This is a genomic window from Variovorax sp. 10N432, assembly GCF_056394465.1.
In genome coordinates this window covers 22,070-38,330 of the sequence record NZ_JBFTHX010000030.1, presented here as the reverse complement: position 1 = coordinate 38,330, position 16,261 = coordinate 22,070, and the positions used below count along the sequence as shown (strand labels likewise).

The 16,261-nt window shown below is 65.5% G+C and carries 11 protein-coding genes; 9 read left to right on the top strand and 2 right to left on the bottom strand.

Going from position 1 to position 16,261, the window contains the following annotated elements; all coding sequences use genetic code 11:
- Nucleotides 1–19 precede the first annotated feature (19 nt).
- Both AC1DF3_RS27165 and AC1DF3_RS27160 read right to left on the bottom strand, forming a co-directional pair.
- Nucleotides 20–400, bottom strand: a complete 381-nt coding sequence (locus tag AC1DF3_RS27165) for a nuclear transport factor 2 family protein (protein ID WP_301815112.1) — start codon at nucleotides 398–400, stop codon at nucleotides 20–22.
- A gap of 10 nt (nucleotides 401–410) precedes the next feature.
- The gene (locus tag AC1DF3_RS27160) at nucleotides 411–1,175 is read right to left on the bottom strand and encodes an SDR family oxidoreductase (protein ID WP_286530694.1); all 765 of its coding nucleotides are present in this window, start codon (nucleotides 1,173–1,175) and stop codon (nucleotides 411–413) included.
- A 108-nt stretch (nucleotides 1,176–1,283) separates the two neighbouring features.
- Between AC1DF3_RS27160 and AC1DF3_RS27155 the strand changes: the two genes are divergently transcribed.
- The 9 genes from AC1DF3_RS27155 (at nucleotide 1,284) to AC1DF3_RS27115 (ending at nucleotide 16,231) form a co-directional block, all read left to right on the top strand.
- A complete protein-coding gene (locus AC1DF3_RS27155) occupies nucleotides 1,284–2,198 on the top strand; it encodes a LysR family transcriptional regulator (RefSeq protein WP_286530695.1) in 915 nt (304 codons plus the stop codon).
- Nucleotides 2,199–2,335: 137 nt separating this feature from the next.
- The gene (locus AC1DF3_RS27150) at nucleotides 2,336–2,644 is read left to right on the top strand and encodes a hypothetical protein (RefSeq protein ID WP_478141480.1); all 309 of its coding nucleotides are present in this window, start codon (nucleotides 2,336–2,338) and stop codon (nucleotides 2,642–2,644) included.
- A gap of 162 nt (nucleotides 2,645–2,806) precedes the next feature.
- On the top strand, nucleotides 2,807–6,931 hold the full coding sequence (locus AC1DF3_RS27145) for an ATP-binding protein (RefSeq protein ID WP_478141479.1): 4,125 nt from the start codon (nucleotides 2,807–2,809) through the stop codon (nucleotides 6,929–6,931).
- 47 nt (nucleotides 6,932–6,978) lie between these two features.
- Nucleotides 6,979–8,718: a cytochrome P450 family protein gene (locus AC1DF3_RS27140; RefSeq protein ID WP_478141478.1), complete on the top strand. Its 1,740-nt coding sequence runs from the start codon at nucleotides 6,979–6,981 to the stop codon at nucleotides 8,716–8,718.
- Complete coding sequence (locus AC1DF3_RS27135; protein ID WP_478141477.1) at nucleotides 8,715–12,212, top strand: hypothetical protein; 3,498 nt, start codon at nucleotides 8,715–8,717, stop codon at nucleotides 12,210–12,212. The genes AC1DF3_RS27140 and AC1DF3_RS27135 overlap by 4 nt, the downstream gene beginning before the upstream one ends.
- Nucleotides 12,213–12,460: 248 nt before the next feature.
- Entirely contained in the window at nucleotides 12,461–12,679 is a 219-nt protein-coding gene (locus tag AC1DF3_RS27130) for a hypothetical protein (protein ID WP_478141476.1), read from the top strand.
- A gap of 81 nt (nucleotides 12,680–12,760) precedes the next feature.
- Nucleotides 12,761–13,363 carry a nuclear transport factor 2 family protein gene (locus AC1DF3_RS27125; protein ID WP_286530702.1) on the top strand — a complete coding sequence of 201 codons (603 nt, stop codon included), beginning with the start codon at nucleotides 12,761–12,763 and terminating at the stop codon, nucleotides 13,361–13,363.
- A 198-nt stretch (nucleotides 13,364–13,561) separates the two neighbouring features.
- Nucleotides 13,562–14,596 (top strand): LacI family DNA-binding transcriptional regulator, encoded by a 1,035-nt coding sequence (locus tag AC1DF3_RS27120; RefSeq protein WP_286530703.1) that lies wholly within the window; start codon nucleotides 13,562–13,564, stop codon nucleotides 14,594–14,596.
- Nucleotides 14,597–14,620: 24 nt separating this feature from the next.
- On the top strand, nucleotides 14,621–16,231 hold the full coding sequence (locus AC1DF3_RS27115; protein ID WP_478141475.1) for an FAD-dependent oxidoreductase: 1,611 nt from the start codon (nucleotides 14,621–14,623) through the stop codon (nucleotides 16,229–16,231).
- Nucleotides 16,232–16,261 lie beyond the last annotated feature (30 nt).

The window sequence follows — 16,261 nt, the reverse complement described above, 5'->3', positions numbered from 1 at the left end:
AAGGCCGTGCCCCGCGCGTTCAGTCCTTGCTGAATGCCCGCGCTGCCTCCGCCGTGTCCAGTGCTTCGCGAAGCAGCTTGATTTTTCCTCCCTCGGCAATCAGCAGGCCGGCATAGGTTTGGCTATAGAGCTTGCCGGTGTCGATCACGTGTGCCTCGACGGCGTATTCGCCGAACACCCTGTCGGGCGTATCGATCCACAACTTGAAGTCCTTGAATCGGAAGTCCGGTATTTTCGCCAGCAGCCCGGAGATCAGCTTCTCGATGGCCGCATGCCCCTGGGCGTGCGCCTTGACCGTTGGAAGTTCGAGTACGCCGTCCTCCGCAAAGAGGGCTGCGGCTGCGGCCGGGGTGCGGATGCTGGCTTGATAGGCTTCAAGCAATTCGAGCGCGGTCTTCATGATGGCTGCCTCAGACTTGGGCCATGCCGCCATCGGCGAAGAGCTCGATGCCGTTGATGAAGGACGAGTCGTCCGAGGCGAGGAAGACCGCTGCCTTGGCCACATCGTCGGGTTGCCCGATGCGCCCGACGGGAATTTGCGAGGTCAGGTAGTCGAGCAGCCCTTGCTGCTGCGTGGCGTCCGGCCCGGCAAGGTCGACCAGGCCCGGCGTGTGGATCGGCCCTGGCGACAGCGTGTTGACGCGGATCGCACGGCCTTTGAGGTCCAGCACCCAGCTGCGGGCGAGGTTCCGGACCGCTGCCTTGGTGGCGCTGTAGATGCTGAAGTTCGCGGTGCCCGAGATGCCTGTCGTCGAGCCGGCCAGGATGACGGACGCACCGTTGGCCGCCTTGTCGAGCAGCGGCAACGCCTTCTGCACCGTGAACACCACACCTTTGACATTGCGATCGAAGGTCTGGTCGAAGTGCGCCTCGGTGATCGCCCCCAGCGGCAGCATCTCGCCGCCGCCTGCGTTGGCGTACAGCACGTCGATGCGGCCATGCTGCGACCCGACCATCTCGTACAGGCGATCCAGGTCGTCGAGCCGGGTCGAGTCGGCCTGCACACCGATCGCCCTGGCGCCGATGGCGGCCACGGCAGCGTCGAGCTCGGCCTGGCGGCGGCCTGTGATGTAGACGAATGCGCCTTCCGACGCGAAGGCCTTGGCGGCGGCCAGGCCGATGCCGGTGGTGCCGCCTGTGATGACTGCGACCTTTTCAGAGAGTTTGTTGCCCATGTCTGGCTCCGATGTGTTGAGGTGAGCCAAGCTTATTAAGTTCACACGAATGAATAAATATGACAATCTTGACTTCTTAATTCACATATCTGAATAATCAGCCGCACCATGGACCAACTGCTTGCCTTGCGCGTCTTCGTGCGGATCGCCGAGTCGGGCACGTTCTCGAAGGCTGCGGATTCGATGAACATTCCGCGCCCGACGGTGACCAAGCTCGTGCAGGACCTCGAGCGCCACCTCGCCACGAAGCTGCTGCATCGGACGACGCGGCGGGTCAGCGTGACGCCGGAGGGCGCGGCCTACTACGAGCGCGCCACGCGCCTCATCGGCGACCTCGACGAGATGGACGAAAGCGCCGGCCGCGCACGGGCTCAGCCGCGCGGCCGCATCCGCGTCGACGTCGGCTCGGTGCTGGCCAACATGATCCTGATCCCGGCGCTGCCGGGCTTTCGTGCGCGCCATCCGGAGCTGCACATCGACCTGGGTGTCAGCGATCGGCCGATCGACCTGATCGGCGAAGGGGTCGACTGCGTGATTCGCGGCGGCGAACTGGCCGACACGTCTCTGGTCGCGCGACGCATTGCCGACCTCGATTGGGTCACCTGCGCGAGCCCTCTCTACCTCGGCGCGCGTGGCGTCCCGAAGCATCCTTCGGAGCTGCTGCCCCGCGAGCGGGGACACGCCATCGCCGGCTACTTCTCGTCACTGACCGGCCGGGCCTTCCCGCTCGAGTTCCGCAAGGGCGACGAGCAGATCCTGGTGCAAGGGCAGGTCGTCGTCGCGGTCAACGAGAGCACGGCTCACCTGAGCGCGTTGCTCGCGGGCGTCGGCCTGGGGCAGGCGTTCAAGTTCATGGTCTCGCCGCACCTCCAGAGCGGAAGGCTTCGCACCGTGCTCGACGACTGGCGCCGTCCGCGGCAACCGCTTCACGTGCTCTATCCGAGCAACCGGCATCTGAGTGCCAAGACCCGGCTGTTCGTCGACTGGGTGGCGGAAGTTTTTGCGCCGTTCGACGACCGCTGAGACAGGTCGAGCTCCGCCGGGGTCCAGCCGAATGGCCGCCGCCATCGTGTGGGCGGCGCGCGACAAGATGCCAAGGCTTTTGCATTGCGTGTGAAATTGCTCGCGCGCCACTGCCGCGCGCACCGCACAATTTCGACATGTCCAGCCATCGCCTGCCGCCGCTCTATCGCCACGCCTGGTGGCTGCCGGGCGCGTGCTCTGCTCTCGCGGTGACCTTGGCGGCTGCTGCGCTTCATCCGAGCGAGCAAAGCGTCCTTCTGGCGGTCGCGATCCTGTGCGCCCTCCCCTGGTCGCTGGCCCTTCTGCTCCTCGACCTGAGCCATGGATTCGCAGATCGTGCGGCACTGGTCGTCTCGCTGGGTCTGTTCGCGAACGCGATCCTGATCTGGGTGTTCACGGCATTCCTGCGTGCGCGCTTGCTCCGCCGTCTTCTGAACGAATCCTGAGTCGTCGCGGCGCCATTCATGCGCCGGGCCGTCACAAAAACGAGTCGGCCATTCGGCCGAGTGTCAACCTACGTTTTTAGGTTGACAGCAACTATCCGCCTGCCGACCATGCGCAGGTTGGCCGAATAATGTCACACCGCCTCGCCGTGAGGAAAGGACGTCATGTCTACGACCTCCGAAGCCGCGTCGCTCTATCTCGCCGTGCTGCCAGCCAGTAACGGTCTGGCGGTGTCACTCACGGATCTCCATCTCGTTGTCAGGCTGGATACCGTCGGGGTGCACGGCGATGTGCTGGCACACCTTCAGTGCCAGGTGACGCAGCTTCACGCGGCGAGCGGCCAGCCTGATCGCGATGAGCCCGGCCTGCGAGAATTCGGCCAGCGCCTGCTGTCGACCCTGCTGCCTGCCAGCATCGCCGCATTCCTGCGCGAGGCGCCAATGTGCCAGCTCACGATCCAGGTCGACGCCTCGCTGCTTTGGGTGCCATGGGAACTGGGCTGGGACGGCGAGAAATTCCTGGGTGAGCGCTTCCGGCTTTGCAGACGCATCGTCTCGACTGCGGGCCCGCTCGGCACGCCGCAACGACGCACACCCCAGAGCGGCGGACTTAGAGTGCTGATCGTCGCGGACTGCAGACGTAACAAGACCCGGACGACGACCATGCCCTGGCTCAACACGCGCTTGCGCAGCATGGCGAGCCTGACCGTGAGCACGGTCCATTCCAGCGACATGGGGCGCGACGAGCTGCTGAGGCTGATCGGAGCCAACGATGTCGTGCACTGCATGGGAACCCTGTCCACACGCCCATCCGTCGAAGGCGCAGTCAGCTGGCCATGCGAACCGCACGCACTCGACCTGGGCAGCATCGCGTCGCTGCAGACGCCGCCGCGATTGATTGTTTCGCAAGGCGATACGTCTGCTCAGGACCTCAGTCCTGGCCTGGCACTGGCGCAAGCCGCCAGCGCGCTCGGACTGAACCTGCTGTCCTGCGAGTCGGCGGACACGGCCTATGGCCAAGCCTTCATGGAAGAGCTTTACGGTGGGCTGCAGCGGGGCGCGGCGCTCGCCGAGGCTGTGCGCTCGGCGCGCGCCCGGCTCCTGGCTACCGATGGCGGTGTGGCATTGGCGAAGCTGCGGCCCGAACTCTATGGCGACGGCGGCGCCGTGCTCAAGGAGCGCCGCACGCCCGCCGACGACACGCTGCGCCAAGTGACAATCATGTCGATCGACTTGGTTGAATCCACGCGCCTGCTGTCGCTGCTCGGCGCGGAAAAGTACAGCGAGCTGCTCAGCCATTACCACGAGCGCTGCACGGAGATCCTTCGTTCCTTCGGCGGCGTGCCGGACGACTTCCAGGGTGACGACGGCGCCATGTGCTACTTCGGCGTGCCAGTCGCCAGCGAGGACGCGGCCGCGCAATCACTGCGCGCCGCCCTCCAACTCGTCGATGCCGTGCGGGACCTGGGGTTGGGTATCCGCGTCGGGGTGTGCACCGGCGAAGTGGTGGTGCGCAATGGGCAGCCTATCGGCTCGGCGGTCCACTTGGCCGCCAGACTCCAGGCCGTGGCTGCACCGGGCACCGTGGCGGTCAGCGAGTCGACACGGCGTATCGTCAAGGACCGCTTCCAGTTTCAGCCGCTGGAGCAAATCGGGTTACTCAAGGGCTTCGACCACGAGCAAGTGTTTCACCGCCTGATAGGGCCCGCCGCAGTAGGTGGACCCGGGTCATCGTCGGGCATCACCGGCCCCGCCTTGACGCCGATGGTCGGACGCGGCGAAGAACTCCAAATGCTGCAGGAGCACTGGGTGGCGGTGAGAGCAGGTTCGCAGAGACTGGTGCGAATCCTCGGCGAGGCAGGCATCGGCAAGTCCCGCCTGGTGCGCGAATTCAAGCAGTTGCTCACGGATTCGGGCCACGAGGTCTTCGAGAGTCGCTGCTCGCAGGAGCATGCGAACAGTGCCTTCCATCCGCTGGTCGAATCGTTGCGCCATGAGATCGGCGTCGGCAGCGACGCGTCCGGCGATGCACTCCTGCAGCGCCTGCGCGAAATGATGTCGAACAGCCGTCCACTCGACGAAGCCGCGACCGCGCTGCTGGCCGACCTGCTCGCACTACCGCTGCCCATGCGACATCCGGTGCTTGAGCAAAGCGCGGAACGTCGCCGCCAACTCACTGTTGACCTGCTGGTCGCCTTGGCGCGTCAACGTATCAGCCTGGCGCCCGGCTGTTGGCTCGTAGAGGACATTCATTGGCTCGACCCCTCCACCGCGGAATTCCTGGATCGTCTGGCGATGGCCACGCGCGACCTGCCGCTGCTCATCCTCGTGACCGCGCGCTCCGACGTCGAATTGCGCTGGCAGCCCCGTCTCGCAGTCCACGAAGCTGAGCTGAAGGGCCTGTCGCCCGAGCAGTCCCGCACCATGGTCAACCGCGCGAGCGGCGAGCGGCGATTGCCCGGCGAGATCGTTCAGCTGATCACAGCTCGGGCCGACGGCGTCCCGCTATTCATCGAAGAATCCACTCGCATGATGGTCGACCTCGGCGACGGCACCGACGACCTCGATCCGCGCGCCCTGCCGGTTCCCGCCACCGTGCTGGACCTGCTCACCACAAGGCTGGACAGGCTGGGCGGCGCCAGGCTGGTGGCCCAGATAGGCGGCACCATCGGGCGCGAGTTCCCGCTGCCGCTGCTTCAGGCCGTGATGCAGCATCCGGAATCGCCCATCGAGATGCGCGAGTTCGAGAAGCCGCTGGCCGAGTTGGTGCGCGCTGGCATGCTGGTCGCCAAGGACGGCGAAGGTACGCGTTTCGCCTTCAGGCATGCGTTGATGCGCGATGCTGCCTACGGCTCCCTGCTGGAGCGCGACCGCCAGGCGCTGCACCAGGTGATCGCGACCGTCATCGTCGATGGTTTCGACGAGATGGTGCAGCGCCAACCCGAGTTGCTCGCCTTCCACTACACCGAGGCGGGCATGGATGCGGAGGCACTGCGCTATTGGGACGCGGCGGTCCGGAAATCGGCCTCGCGGTCGGCGCATGTCGAGGCCATCGCGTACGTTGGCAGCGCGCTCTCGGTGCTGGCGCGCATGCCGGTGGGCGAAGAGCGCTCGCGGCAGGAACTGCGCATGCAACTGGTGCTTGCGGCCCGCCTTATCGCCACCCGGGGCTACGGCGCCGAGCGAGTGGAACGTGCCTATGTCAGGGCCATGGAGCTTGCCAGGCTGCTGCGGGACGAGGTCGCTGTCATGCGAGTCCTGCTCGGGCTGGAGAGCTATCACTTCATGCGCGCGGACTTCGAAAGGGCGCGCTCGTACGCACTTGATGCCGCCGAGCGAGCAAACCGCACGGGCGGGGCTATTCAGCGAATTCAGACGCAATGGGCCCTCGCAAACATCCGGATGCACCAGGGTGAGATGGCTCAGGCGGTGCGCGAGATGGATGACTGCCGCGCCGCGTATGAGCGGCTCGAGCATCGGTCCGAGGCCGTGCAGGACCCAGGCGTCATGTGCATGTGCTATTCGGCGTGGTCCCTTTGGGAACTGGGCTTTCCGGACGAGGCTTTGGCCCGGGCGACGACGGTCACAGCTCACGCGGAGCGGCTCGAGCATCGGTTCAGCATGGGCGAGGCGTTCGGCTTCAGAGCCGCTGTTCAGCACTTCCGGGGTGAGAACAAGGCTGCGCTGGTGTCTGCCGATCGCGCAGTTCAGGTCTGCGAGGATGGCGGCTTCACGGTATGGCTCGCCCACGCACGAGTGATGCGCGGCCGAATTCTTGCCGATCTGGGTGAGCCCGAGGCCGGCGTTGAAGAGATGCGGCAAGGCTACGCACTCTGGGCCAACTCTGGCGCGGTCGTCACCACTCCCTTCTACCTGACGCTGCGCGCGGAGGGGGAGATGCTGTGCCGGCGCCTGGATGAAGCCTGGGCTCTGCTCGAGCAGGCATTGGCTGTTGTGACGCGCACGGGCGAGCGCTATTACGAAGCGGAGATCCGTCGCCTCTTGGGCCGGTTGGCCGCGCAACGCCCAGGACTTCATGGGGCGGACCCGGCAGCGGAGGCCGAGGCTTGGCTGATGCAGGCCCTGGCGTGCGCACGCCAGCGCGAGCTGGCATCACTTCACCTGCGGGCAGCCACCGACTTGGCACGGCTGTGGCAATCGCAGGGTCGAAAAAGAAAGCAGGCCATCGACCTGCTCGACGGCGCAAGGCGCTGGATTCAAGGGGGCGAAGGAACACGCGATCTGGTCGATGCGGGAGCCTGTCTCGAGAGACTGCATGCCTTGCACTGAGGGAACAGAGAAGACGCACGGCCGGATGGCCGGTATGGGAGGGAAACATGACTGCGAACCAACTCCTCGGGATCCGAAGCGAAGGCAATGCGCTAAGGCAGAACCGCTTGCTATTCGATGCGCTGCGCGACGACACGGCACGAGAGGCGCTTTATGAAGAACTAAGACAGGACCGTTTTCGACCCCTTGCGTTCAAAAGCGTGATCCGCCACGGAGGGGGCAGCTCAAGCTGGCCAGACGTGCCAGCCTTTCTGCTGACTTCGGCCAAGGACGTGTCGAAGGCCCTCCAGCATGGCAGCGTCAAGCCGTACTCGGAACTGGACAGCGGTGGACGCTTCATGCTGGGGTTGGACGACCGGTGCCCTCACATGCGCCAGAGGCAGAACGGATTGGAGGCACTCGATTTCGATGCGCATGTCCTCGACAAGTGCGCCTGCGAGGCGGTCGTCCGCGCGATGGTACTGCCCACCAAGAACCGCGAGTTCGACCTCGTGACCGACGTGGCCGAGCAGGCAGCCGTGCGATACATTGCCATCCTGTTCGGGCTGAGGGCCAAGTCGCATGTCCTGCTCGAACGGGCCATGCGTGCCGGCTACATCCGCCTCACCTTCCAGATCATCGGCCGCCATTTCGTGTCCGACGACGGACTGCCCCCTTCGGAATCGAAGCTGGCCGTCGAGCTTCGCGACAAGCTGGAAGCAGACCTGAAAGAGGCCGTCGAAGGGACTGCCGTGCCGGAGTGGTGGGATCACAAACTTCTCCGGGCTGCACCGGCAGCGGTGCAACTTGGCCAACTCTATCGGGACGACCCAGAGATGGCGCGCGTGGTGGTCAAGGGTCTCATGGCGGGCACTGTCGGAAACATCACGTCGGCCATTGCCAACGTCTTCGACCACTTCTTTCGCGCACAGGCCGATGGCAGCTTCCTGGTCGACGAAGCCTCTGCGCTGGCACGGCGCAAGGATGGCACGAGGCAGCTCAACGACTTGATCCGCGAAGCCCTCCGTCTGCAGCCGGCCGCGCCGTTCCTGGCTCGCACGACGCTCGAACCGATGGCATTCGGCGAAGGCGGTGCCACGGTGCAGGTGCCGGCCGGTGCTGAACTGTTGCTCGCGATGGGCGCAGAAACCCCCATCGATCTCGACCTCATGTTCGGTGGCAACCTGCAGGACAAGGAGTATCCGCACAGCTGCGTCGGACGCCACCTGGCCTGGCCGCTTGTCGAGCGGGTGGTGCGTGAGGTGCTCCTGCTGCCGGGACTGACCCGTCGCCTCGATCCGGACACTCGCGAGGTCATGCCACCGGTCAGGCGATGGGGTGCGATCTGGGAGAGCTTTCCGCTCCAATTCCAACGCGACCGGCGGCTCAACCAGCAGCCCTTGCTTTTCGTGCTGAAGATCAAGGAGCCGGTGGCCGAAAACGCTCAGAAGCTCATGCGACTCACGCGCGCCGGTGCCGCCGTCGTGGAGCGCGCACTGCAGGATGCCAGCAACGTGCACTTCGCTTGGTTCATGCTGATCGAGAACAGCACGCACCTGGCCTTCTTCACGGTCTATGACGGCGATTTCGATGCCTATGTCGAGCACTTCGCGCTCAAAGTCCCTCTGTTCGACAAGCAGTTCGAATTTCTCGAGGATGCGCCGCCGACGCCGATTCAGAAGTTTCCGAAGGAGTTCGTCGACACCATTCGCAAGTACAACCGGAAGCCCTTGGCCGGCTACTTCTACAGCGCCTACCCGCGCTCCAGCGTCGCCGACATCCACAACGAAGGACTGGCGCAGTCATGAGCGCCGATGTACTTTCGCCGGAACTGAAGGGCGAGGTGCAGAGCCTCGCCCTGACTGGGTTCGACGACATGTGCGTGCGGCACCTCCTTCTGCAGGTGCGGGATCCGGGTCAGGCTCGCAGCTTCATTGGCGAACTTGTGAACGGAAATCTGGTCGCTTTCGGCGAGAGGGACCGGCCCGGCGAGGTCGCGGCATGCAAGGTCAACCTCGGCTTCAGCCACGAGGGATTCGTGGCGCTCGGCGCACCGACCGCCCTGCTCGCACACCTGAAGGACAAGTCGCCCGCCTTCTGCGAAGGTGCGGTCCGGCGCGCCAGTCAGCGCCTGGGAGACACGGGAGCAAGTGCGCCGGACCGATGGAATCCCGTCTTTCAGACTGATCGGGCGCACACATGGATCTCCATCCACGGTCCTACGGCTGAACGGATCGACGAAACCGTGGCCGCGATGCGCTCGATTCCCTCCTCGGCGGGGCTGGAGGGCTGGGATGATCCCGGTCTTCGCGGTGAGCACATCGTGGAGATGCAAGGGCTCAAGAAAGTCAAGAAGGTCCACTTCGGCTTTCGCGACGGCATCACCAAGCCTCGCATCGACGGACAGAAGCACAGTCCGAGGCCCGGCGAACTCCTGATGGGGTACTTGAACAACGACAAGGTCGACCTCTGGACGTCGCCGCAAGAAACCAGCGCCGAGTTGTCCGAATTCCTGCGCCACGGCAGCTTCGGAGTGTTGCGGCAGATCCGACAGTTGGAGCTCGCGTTGGACACCTTTCTCAGAGAACGGGCTCGCGATCTCAAAGACGAGCATCCCTGGATCGCGCCGGACTACCTGAAAGCGAAAATGTGCGGTCGCTGGCCCGACGGCCAACCCGTCGTTCCACTCGGTCAGAGCCCGTCGCCGATTCAGGATGAGTCGCAGCTGCAGGCCATCAACTTCAAGAACGATCCCGAAGGACTGGGTTGTCCATTTGGTGCTCACATCCGCCGCGCCAATCCGCGCACCGATGCGATCGTGCCGAAGGATCTGAGCATCCATACCCTATTCCGCCGTGGCGTTCCCTATGGAAGGCCCGTCGATCTGGAGAACGAGAGACTCCAGAACAGCGAAGTCGATCGCGGGTTGTTGGGGGTGTTCTTCTGCGCGCGCATCGAAGATCAGTTCGAGCGTCTCATCTCGGAATGGATCGAGAAGAATCCCATGGGGCCGCCCAATCGTGGCCGTTCGAAGGATCCGCTGGCAGGGCAGCACGACGAGCCGGACGCTGCGTACATCATTCCCCTGCCGGATCGCGATCCTATCGAGTTGAAGGGATTCCAGCCATTCGTGCAGACACGGGGGACGCTGTATGCCATGTTCCCGAGCCAGCAGGCGCTGCGCGCAATGTCCGGATGGAGCCAGGACACCGTCGAACCGCAGGCACATGCACAGGAACAGGCAAAGGTGTCTGCACCGGCCCAGCGCCAGTCTGCTGCCGCGAAAGTGCCCCCTGGGGCGGCCGCGATGGCCGCGCATACCGCGGGTCCATCGGCGGCCACAGCGGCAGACCCTGTCGATCCCGACTTCATGGATGTGCCGGCGGACCGCTTCTGCGACGTCGTAATGGAAGGCGGCATCACAAGCGGCGTCATCTATGCCTCCGCCGCAGTCGAACTGGGTCGACACTACCGTATCCGCAACATCGGCGGCAGTTCGATCGGCGCATTTGCCGCCGCGCTGGCAGCCGCGGCGGAATTCCGGCGCCGCAACGGTTCCGGCGAGGGCTTCGCGCGCTTCGGGGAGCTGCCACAGAAGCTTGCGGAGACAGACGATGGAAAGACACTGCTGGAACGTTTGTTCGTGCCGAGCAACAAGACCCGCCGGCTGTTCAGCATCTTCCACGCGTCGCTGGAGCGGTCGAGCGTTGCTTCGTTGCTGTTTCACGGCCTTGGTGCCGCGCTTTCGCAGTACCGCCGACCGGTGTTTTGGACCACCTTCCTTCTGCTGGTGCTGACATTGGCAGGGCCCGCATCGACTCTGGCCACCTGCGCCTGGGGTCAAGCAGTTCCGTCCTGCCTGTTCGGCTTTGGGTCTTGGGCCATGGCACTTCTGTTGGCGGCGCTGGTCGGCATCGTTGGCGCGCTGCTGGCTGGCATCGCTTGGGATCTCGCCCACGGGCTCGTGCCCAACGGGTTCGGGCTATGCCGAGGCTGGAGCCCCGATTCGAACATCACCACCGTGGACCTGGCCGCATACCTTCACGGGGCCATCCAGGAGGTGGCAGGCCGCCATCCGATCGACGATCCGCCACTGACCTTCCAAGACCTCTGGGACGCGCCCGGCGCGGCGGCGCAGGCCATGGGCTTCAAGGTGCATGGCGCGGATGCCGCGCGCTCCATCAACCTGGAGGTCTATGCCAGCAACCTGGCGCACAGCCGCCCCTACCGATTCCCATTGGAGGAGACCGAAGACATGGGAAGGCTGTTCTTTCGCACAGAGCAAATGGAGGAGTACTTTCCGAAGGGAATCGTCCAGTACATGCGCGCATTTGCGAAGAGCTACGAAAAGAGAAGCGAGGCCGATCCGTCGAAGGAGTTGATCGGTCCCGGCTACTTCGAGCTTCCGGTCGGGCAATTGCCCGTCGTGATCGCAGTCCGGCTGGCCATGAGCTTTCCGCTGCTGATCTCGGCAGTGCCACTGCATGCCATCGACCACGCTCGCCGGAGCATGCAACCGTGCTGGATGTCCGATGGGGGGCTGTGCTCCAACTTCCCGATCCACCTGTTCGACAGCTTCGTGCCCAAGTGGCCAACATTCGGTATCTCGCTGCAGGAGCGCCACGAGCAAAGCAAGTCAGACAGCACATCCAACGTCTGGCTACCAGAGTTTCATACCAGTGGCCGGGGCGAGATCTGGGACCGCGGGCCCACCGAGAGCCGCTCCGGACTTGGAAAGGTCGGCGCGTTCTTGGTCAGCCTCTGGAAGACCACCTGGCGATGGAACGACAACACCATGATGCGCATGCCGGGCGTGCGCGACCGCGTGGTTCGTGTCTATCTCGAGAAGGATGAAGGCGGGGTCAATATACGCATGAAGTCAGACAAGATCACACGACTAAGCGACCGCTACGGCAAGGCGGCCGCCAAGGCGTTCATCGAGAAGTTCGAGACGCCGGACAGCGTCGGCTGGCAGGAGCATCGCTGGGTGCGCTTCTGCTGCATGACGCTTTCGCTGAGGAACCGCGTGATGGGTATCGGCGAAGCAATCCGCCTGAACCGGCACACCATGCCGATGGAAGAGCAGATTGAACAGGCATTGAAGGTCAAACCGCTCTCAAAACCGGACCGTCGCGACCGGATCTGGCCGTCTGAGACGCCGCTTACGCCAGAACAGGCCAAGGAGCTACAGGACCAACTCGACGCCCTCTGCGCCCTGGAAGACGCCTTTGCAGGGGCCGGCGACCACAAGCCCTACCGTGCCATTCCCCGGCCCAACATGCGCATCCGGCATCCGACTTAGTCCGGATGCAGCAGCATGGATGACGAATGAGGGTCCGGCGCGCCTTCGCTGGCTACGAAGACCGAGCGGGGCCTTTGCTGAATATCCAAGCGTTCTGGAACGTCAAACTGAGAGTCCGCGCCGGCCTCAGCCGAACACCACAAACGGATGATGCGCAGGAAGACCAGAAGCCCTATGTTCGCCCGGTGCGGCAAGTGAATTGCTTGGCCGTGCATCCTCGCAACGATTTAACGCGAAAGGAGCGCCCCATGGAGTTCACCGCTACGGATCACGATCTCAGAGTCGACTACAAGCTGTCCGGGAAAATCTACAACGAGCATCCCAAAGACATCGAGGCCGCCAGGGACGCAAAGCCGCATCACCCCGTCACCGCGGATCCTTTCGACTCGGAGGTGATATTGAAAGGAAAAACCTGGGTGTTGCCAGCGGGTGCCGAGGTCATTAGAAAGGTTGTCCTGTCCACTTAGCGGACGGGCACGCCTCGCGGACAAGCCCGGCTTCGCGCCAACACGCTGAGGCAACCCTTGTCCGACCGACCGGAGTATCGAATGACCAACGAACTGACCGACCGCCTCGCCATCCGCGATCTCATCGAGAACTGGGCCGTCTGGCGCGACGCAGGCGACTGGGAGCGGTTCGCCACCGTGTGGCACGACGACGGCGTCATGAACGCGACCTGGTTCCAGGGCCCGGCCTCCGAATTCATCCGGGTGACGAAGGAGGGCTGGGCCAAGGGGGTCAGCATCCTGCACTTCCTCGGCGGGACTTCTATCGACCTGGCCGGCGATCGCGCCATCGCGCAGACGAAGATGACGATCTCGCAGCGCGGCGATGTGCAAGGCGTCGCCTGCGACGTGGTCTGCACGGGACGCTTCTACGACTTCGTCGAGAAGCGCAACGGCCGCTGGGGCGTCGTCGTTCGTCAGCCGATCTACGAGAAGGACCGTGTGGATCCGATCGACCCGAGCGCCAGGCTCGAAATCGACCAGGCTGCCATCTCGAAGTTTCCGGCCGGCTATCGGCACCTGGCCTATATCCAGACGCAGATCGGCTACCAGGTCAAGCTCGACATGCCACAACTGGAGGGAGCCGAAGTCGAAAAGCTGTACGCCCGCGGCAAGGCATGGCTCGCCGGCAAGCCGCTCACATGATCATGGAATTCGAGGGCGGCCAAGTGGTTCGGGACACGCAGTCCTTCGGCGCGCCGTTCGAGCCGAGCCCCTCGCGCGCCCAGTGGGTCGAGCGCATGCGCTAAGGGGCGGGTAATCCCTGCGCTTGATTGCGCCCAATTCCACGCATCTTTTGCTGATAATGCGGATTAGCAATCTAGTCATACGCATCAGCATCTCATGCCCGCCAGCCGCCGCCTGACCCAGCAAGACATCGCCAAGCTCGCGGGCGTGAGCCAGGCGACCGTGTCGCTGGTCCTCAATGGCGCCGACAACGCGCTGGCGCGCATTCCGCCCGAGACCCGGGAGCGGGTGCAGAAGATCATTCGCGAGACCGGCTACGTGCCCGATCCGATCGCGCGCCGGATGGCCAAGGGGTCGAACCGGATCCTGGGCGTGTTCACCTACGAGCCGGCTTTCCCGAATGCGCACGCCGACTTCTTCCTGCCCTTCCTGTTCGGCATCGAGGAGGAAGCGCAAGCGCGCGGCTACGACCTGCTGCTGCTGACCGGCACCGGCCAAGGCCCGAACCGCAAGCTGTTCGCCGAGGAGAGCCGGCTGCGCATCGCCGACGGCTGCATCGTGCTGGGCAAGACCTTCGATCGGGCGGAACTCGCGCGGCTGGTGGCGGGCGACTATCCCTTCGTGGCCATCGGCCGGCGCGAGGATGCGGGCGGCCCCGTGCCCTTCGTCGGCGGCGACTACGCCACGGCCACCGGCGCGCTGGTGCGGCAGGCGCGCGAACTGGGGCACCGGCGCCTGGCCTGGCTCGGGTCGAACGGCCCGGCCGAATCGCCGCAGGACCGCTGGCGGGGCTTCACCGCGGCACTTGGCGACGACATGGAGCTCGTGCTGCGATTGCCCGACCCGCCGGCCGACGATGGCCAGGCGCTCGACGCCTTGCTGGCCAGTGGCGCCACCGCGGCCTTCTGCGTCGAACTGGCCGATGCCGTGCGCCTCGAGCGCGCCGCCAGGGCACGCGGGCTGGGGCTGCCGGCGGATCTCTCGCTGGTCGCGCTGGGCTCGCACATCCGCACCGAAGGCAGCGGCACGCGCTTCGCCTCGTTCGCGATTCCGCGCGAGGAGATGGGCCGCCAGGCTACCGCAATGCTGGTGCGCCGCGTCGAGGGCGGCACGGCGCAGGCAGTACAGCAGGTACTGCTCCCCTGCGAGCCGATCCGCGGCGACACCCTCGGCCCCGCGAAGCCGTCCTGAACCCATCCATTGGAACGACACAGCATGCGAGAACTGAAGACGGACATCCTGGTGGTCGGCGGCGGCCTCGGCGGCGTGGCCGCGGCGCTGGGCGCGCTGGAGGCCGGCCGCACGGTGGTGATGAGCGAGGCGTACGACTGGATCGGCGGCCAGCTCACCAGCCAGGCGGTGCCGCCGGACGAGCACAGCTGGGTCGAGCGGTTCGGCGTCACGCGCCGCTACCGCGCGCTGCGCGACGGCATCCGGCGCTACTACCGCGACCACTATCCGCTCACCGCGGCCAGCCGCGCATGGGACGAGCTCAACCCGGGCGCGGGCTGGGTCAGCCGCCTCTGCGCCGAGCCGCGCGTCGGCCTGGCGGTGCTCGAAGCCATGCTGGCGCCCCATCGCGGCGCCGGCCGCCTGACAGTGCTGCAACCCTACCGCCCCGTCTCGGCCGACACCCAGGGCGACACGGTCCGCGCCGTGACGCTGCGCCATCGCGACACCGCCGACGAGATCACGGTAGAAGCCGCCTTCGTGATCGACGCGACCGAACTGGGCGACCTGCTGCCGCTCGCCGGCTGCGACTACACCACCGGCTTCGAAAGCCGGGCCGACACGGGCGAGCCGAGCGCGCCGCCCGAGGCCCAGCCGCACAACGTGCAGGCGGTGTCGATCTGCTTCGCGATCGACCACGTAGCCGGCGACCACACCATCGACAAGCCACGCAACTACGATTTCTGGCGCAGCTACCAGCCGCATTTCTGGGGCGGGCCGCTGCTGGGCTTCAAGGCGCCGAACCCGCGCACCCTGGAGATCAGCGAGCGCTCCTTCACGCCCAACCCGGACGACGACCCGCTGCAGGTCGATGCCGACCAGCGCAAGAGCGGCGGCGACCAGAACCTGTGGACCTTCAGGCGCATCGCGGCGCGGCGCAACTTCGTGCCGGGCGCCTACGCCTCCGACATCTGCCTGGTGAACTGGCCCATGATCGACTACATGGAGGGCACGATCATCGACGTGCCCGAGGCCGAGCAGGCGCGCCACCTGCAGTCGGCGGCCGAGTTGTCGCGGTCGGTCTTCTACTGGCTGCAGACCGAGGCGCCGCGCGTCGACGGCGGCACCGGCTTCCCCGGGCTGCGGCTGCGCGGCGACGTCACGGGCACCTCGCACGGCCTGGCCATGGCGCCCTACATCCGGGAGAGTCGCCGCATCCTGGGCGTCACGCGAATCGTCGAGCAGGACCTGTCGCATGCCGTGCGCGGCGACCAGGGCGCAGTGCGTTACCGCGACAGCGTCGGCATCGGCATGTACCGCATCGACCTGCACCCCTCGACCGGCGGTGACAACTACATCGACGTGCCCTCCTGTCCCTTCGAGATCCCGCTCGGCGCCTTGCTGCCGCGCCGCATCACCAACCTGCTGGCCGGCGGCAAGAACATCGCCTCCACCCACATCACCAACGGGTGCCTGCGGCTGCACCCGGTGGAGTGGAACGTCGGCGAGGTGGCCGGGATGCTGGCCGCTCATTGCCTGGCCCATGCCACAACGCCGCACGCGGTGCAGGCCGACGACGCGCGGCTCGCCACCTTCCAGGCCATGCTGGCGCGCGCCGGCGTCGAGACGCGCTGGCCCGACGTGCGCGCCTACTGAGACTTCGACCGCTTCGCAGAACAGACCGAG

What these genes read in the sequence shown, in the direction of transcription:
- AC1DF3_RS27165 (WP_301815112.1), bottom strand. Translation starts at nt 400, where the DNA reads ATGAAGACCGCGCTCGAATTGCTTGAAGCCTATCAAGCCAGCATCCGC.
- AC1DF3_RS27160 (WP_286530694.1), bottom strand. Translation starts at nt 1,175, where the DNA reads ATGGGCAACAAACTCTCTGAAAAGGTCGCAGTCATCACAGGCGGCACC.
- AC1DF3_RS27155 (WP_286530695.1), top strand. Translation starts at nt 1,284, where the DNA reads ATGGACCAACTGCTTGCCTTGCGCGTCTTCGTGCGGATCGCCGAGTCG.
- AC1DF3_RS27150 (WP_478141480.1), top strand. Translation starts at nt 2,336, where the DNA reads ATGTCCAGCCATCGCCTGCCGCCGCTCTATCGCCACGCCTGGTGGCTG.
- AC1DF3_RS27145 (WP_478141479.1), top strand. Translation starts at nt 2,807, where the DNA reads ATGTCTACGACCTCCGAAGCCGCGTCGCTCTATCTCGCCGTGCTGCCA.
- AC1DF3_RS27140 (WP_478141478.1), top strand. Translation starts at nt 6,979, where the DNA reads ATGACTGCGAACCAACTCCTCGGGATCCGAAGCGAAGGCAATGCGCTA.
- AC1DF3_RS27135 (WP_478141477.1), top strand. Translation starts at nt 8,715, where the DNA reads ATGAGCGCCGATGTACTTTCGCCGGAACTGAAGGGCGAGGTGCAGAGC.
- AC1DF3_RS27130 (WP_478141476.1), top strand. Translation starts at nt 12,461, where the DNA reads ATGGAGTTCACCGCTACGGATCACGATCTCAGAGTCGACTACAAGCTG.
- AC1DF3_RS27125 (WP_286530702.1), top strand. Translation starts at nt 12,761, where the DNA reads ATGACCAACGAACTGACCGACCGCCTCGCCATCCGCGATCTCATCGAG.
- AC1DF3_RS27120 (WP_286530703.1), top strand. Translation starts at nt 13,562, where the DNA reads ATGCCCGCCAGCCGCCGCCTGACCCAGCAAGACATCGCCAAGCTCGCG.
- AC1DF3_RS27115 (WP_478141475.1), top strand. Translation starts at nt 14,621, where the DNA reads ATGCGAGAACTGAAGACGGACATCCTGGTGGTCGGCGGCGGCCTCGGC.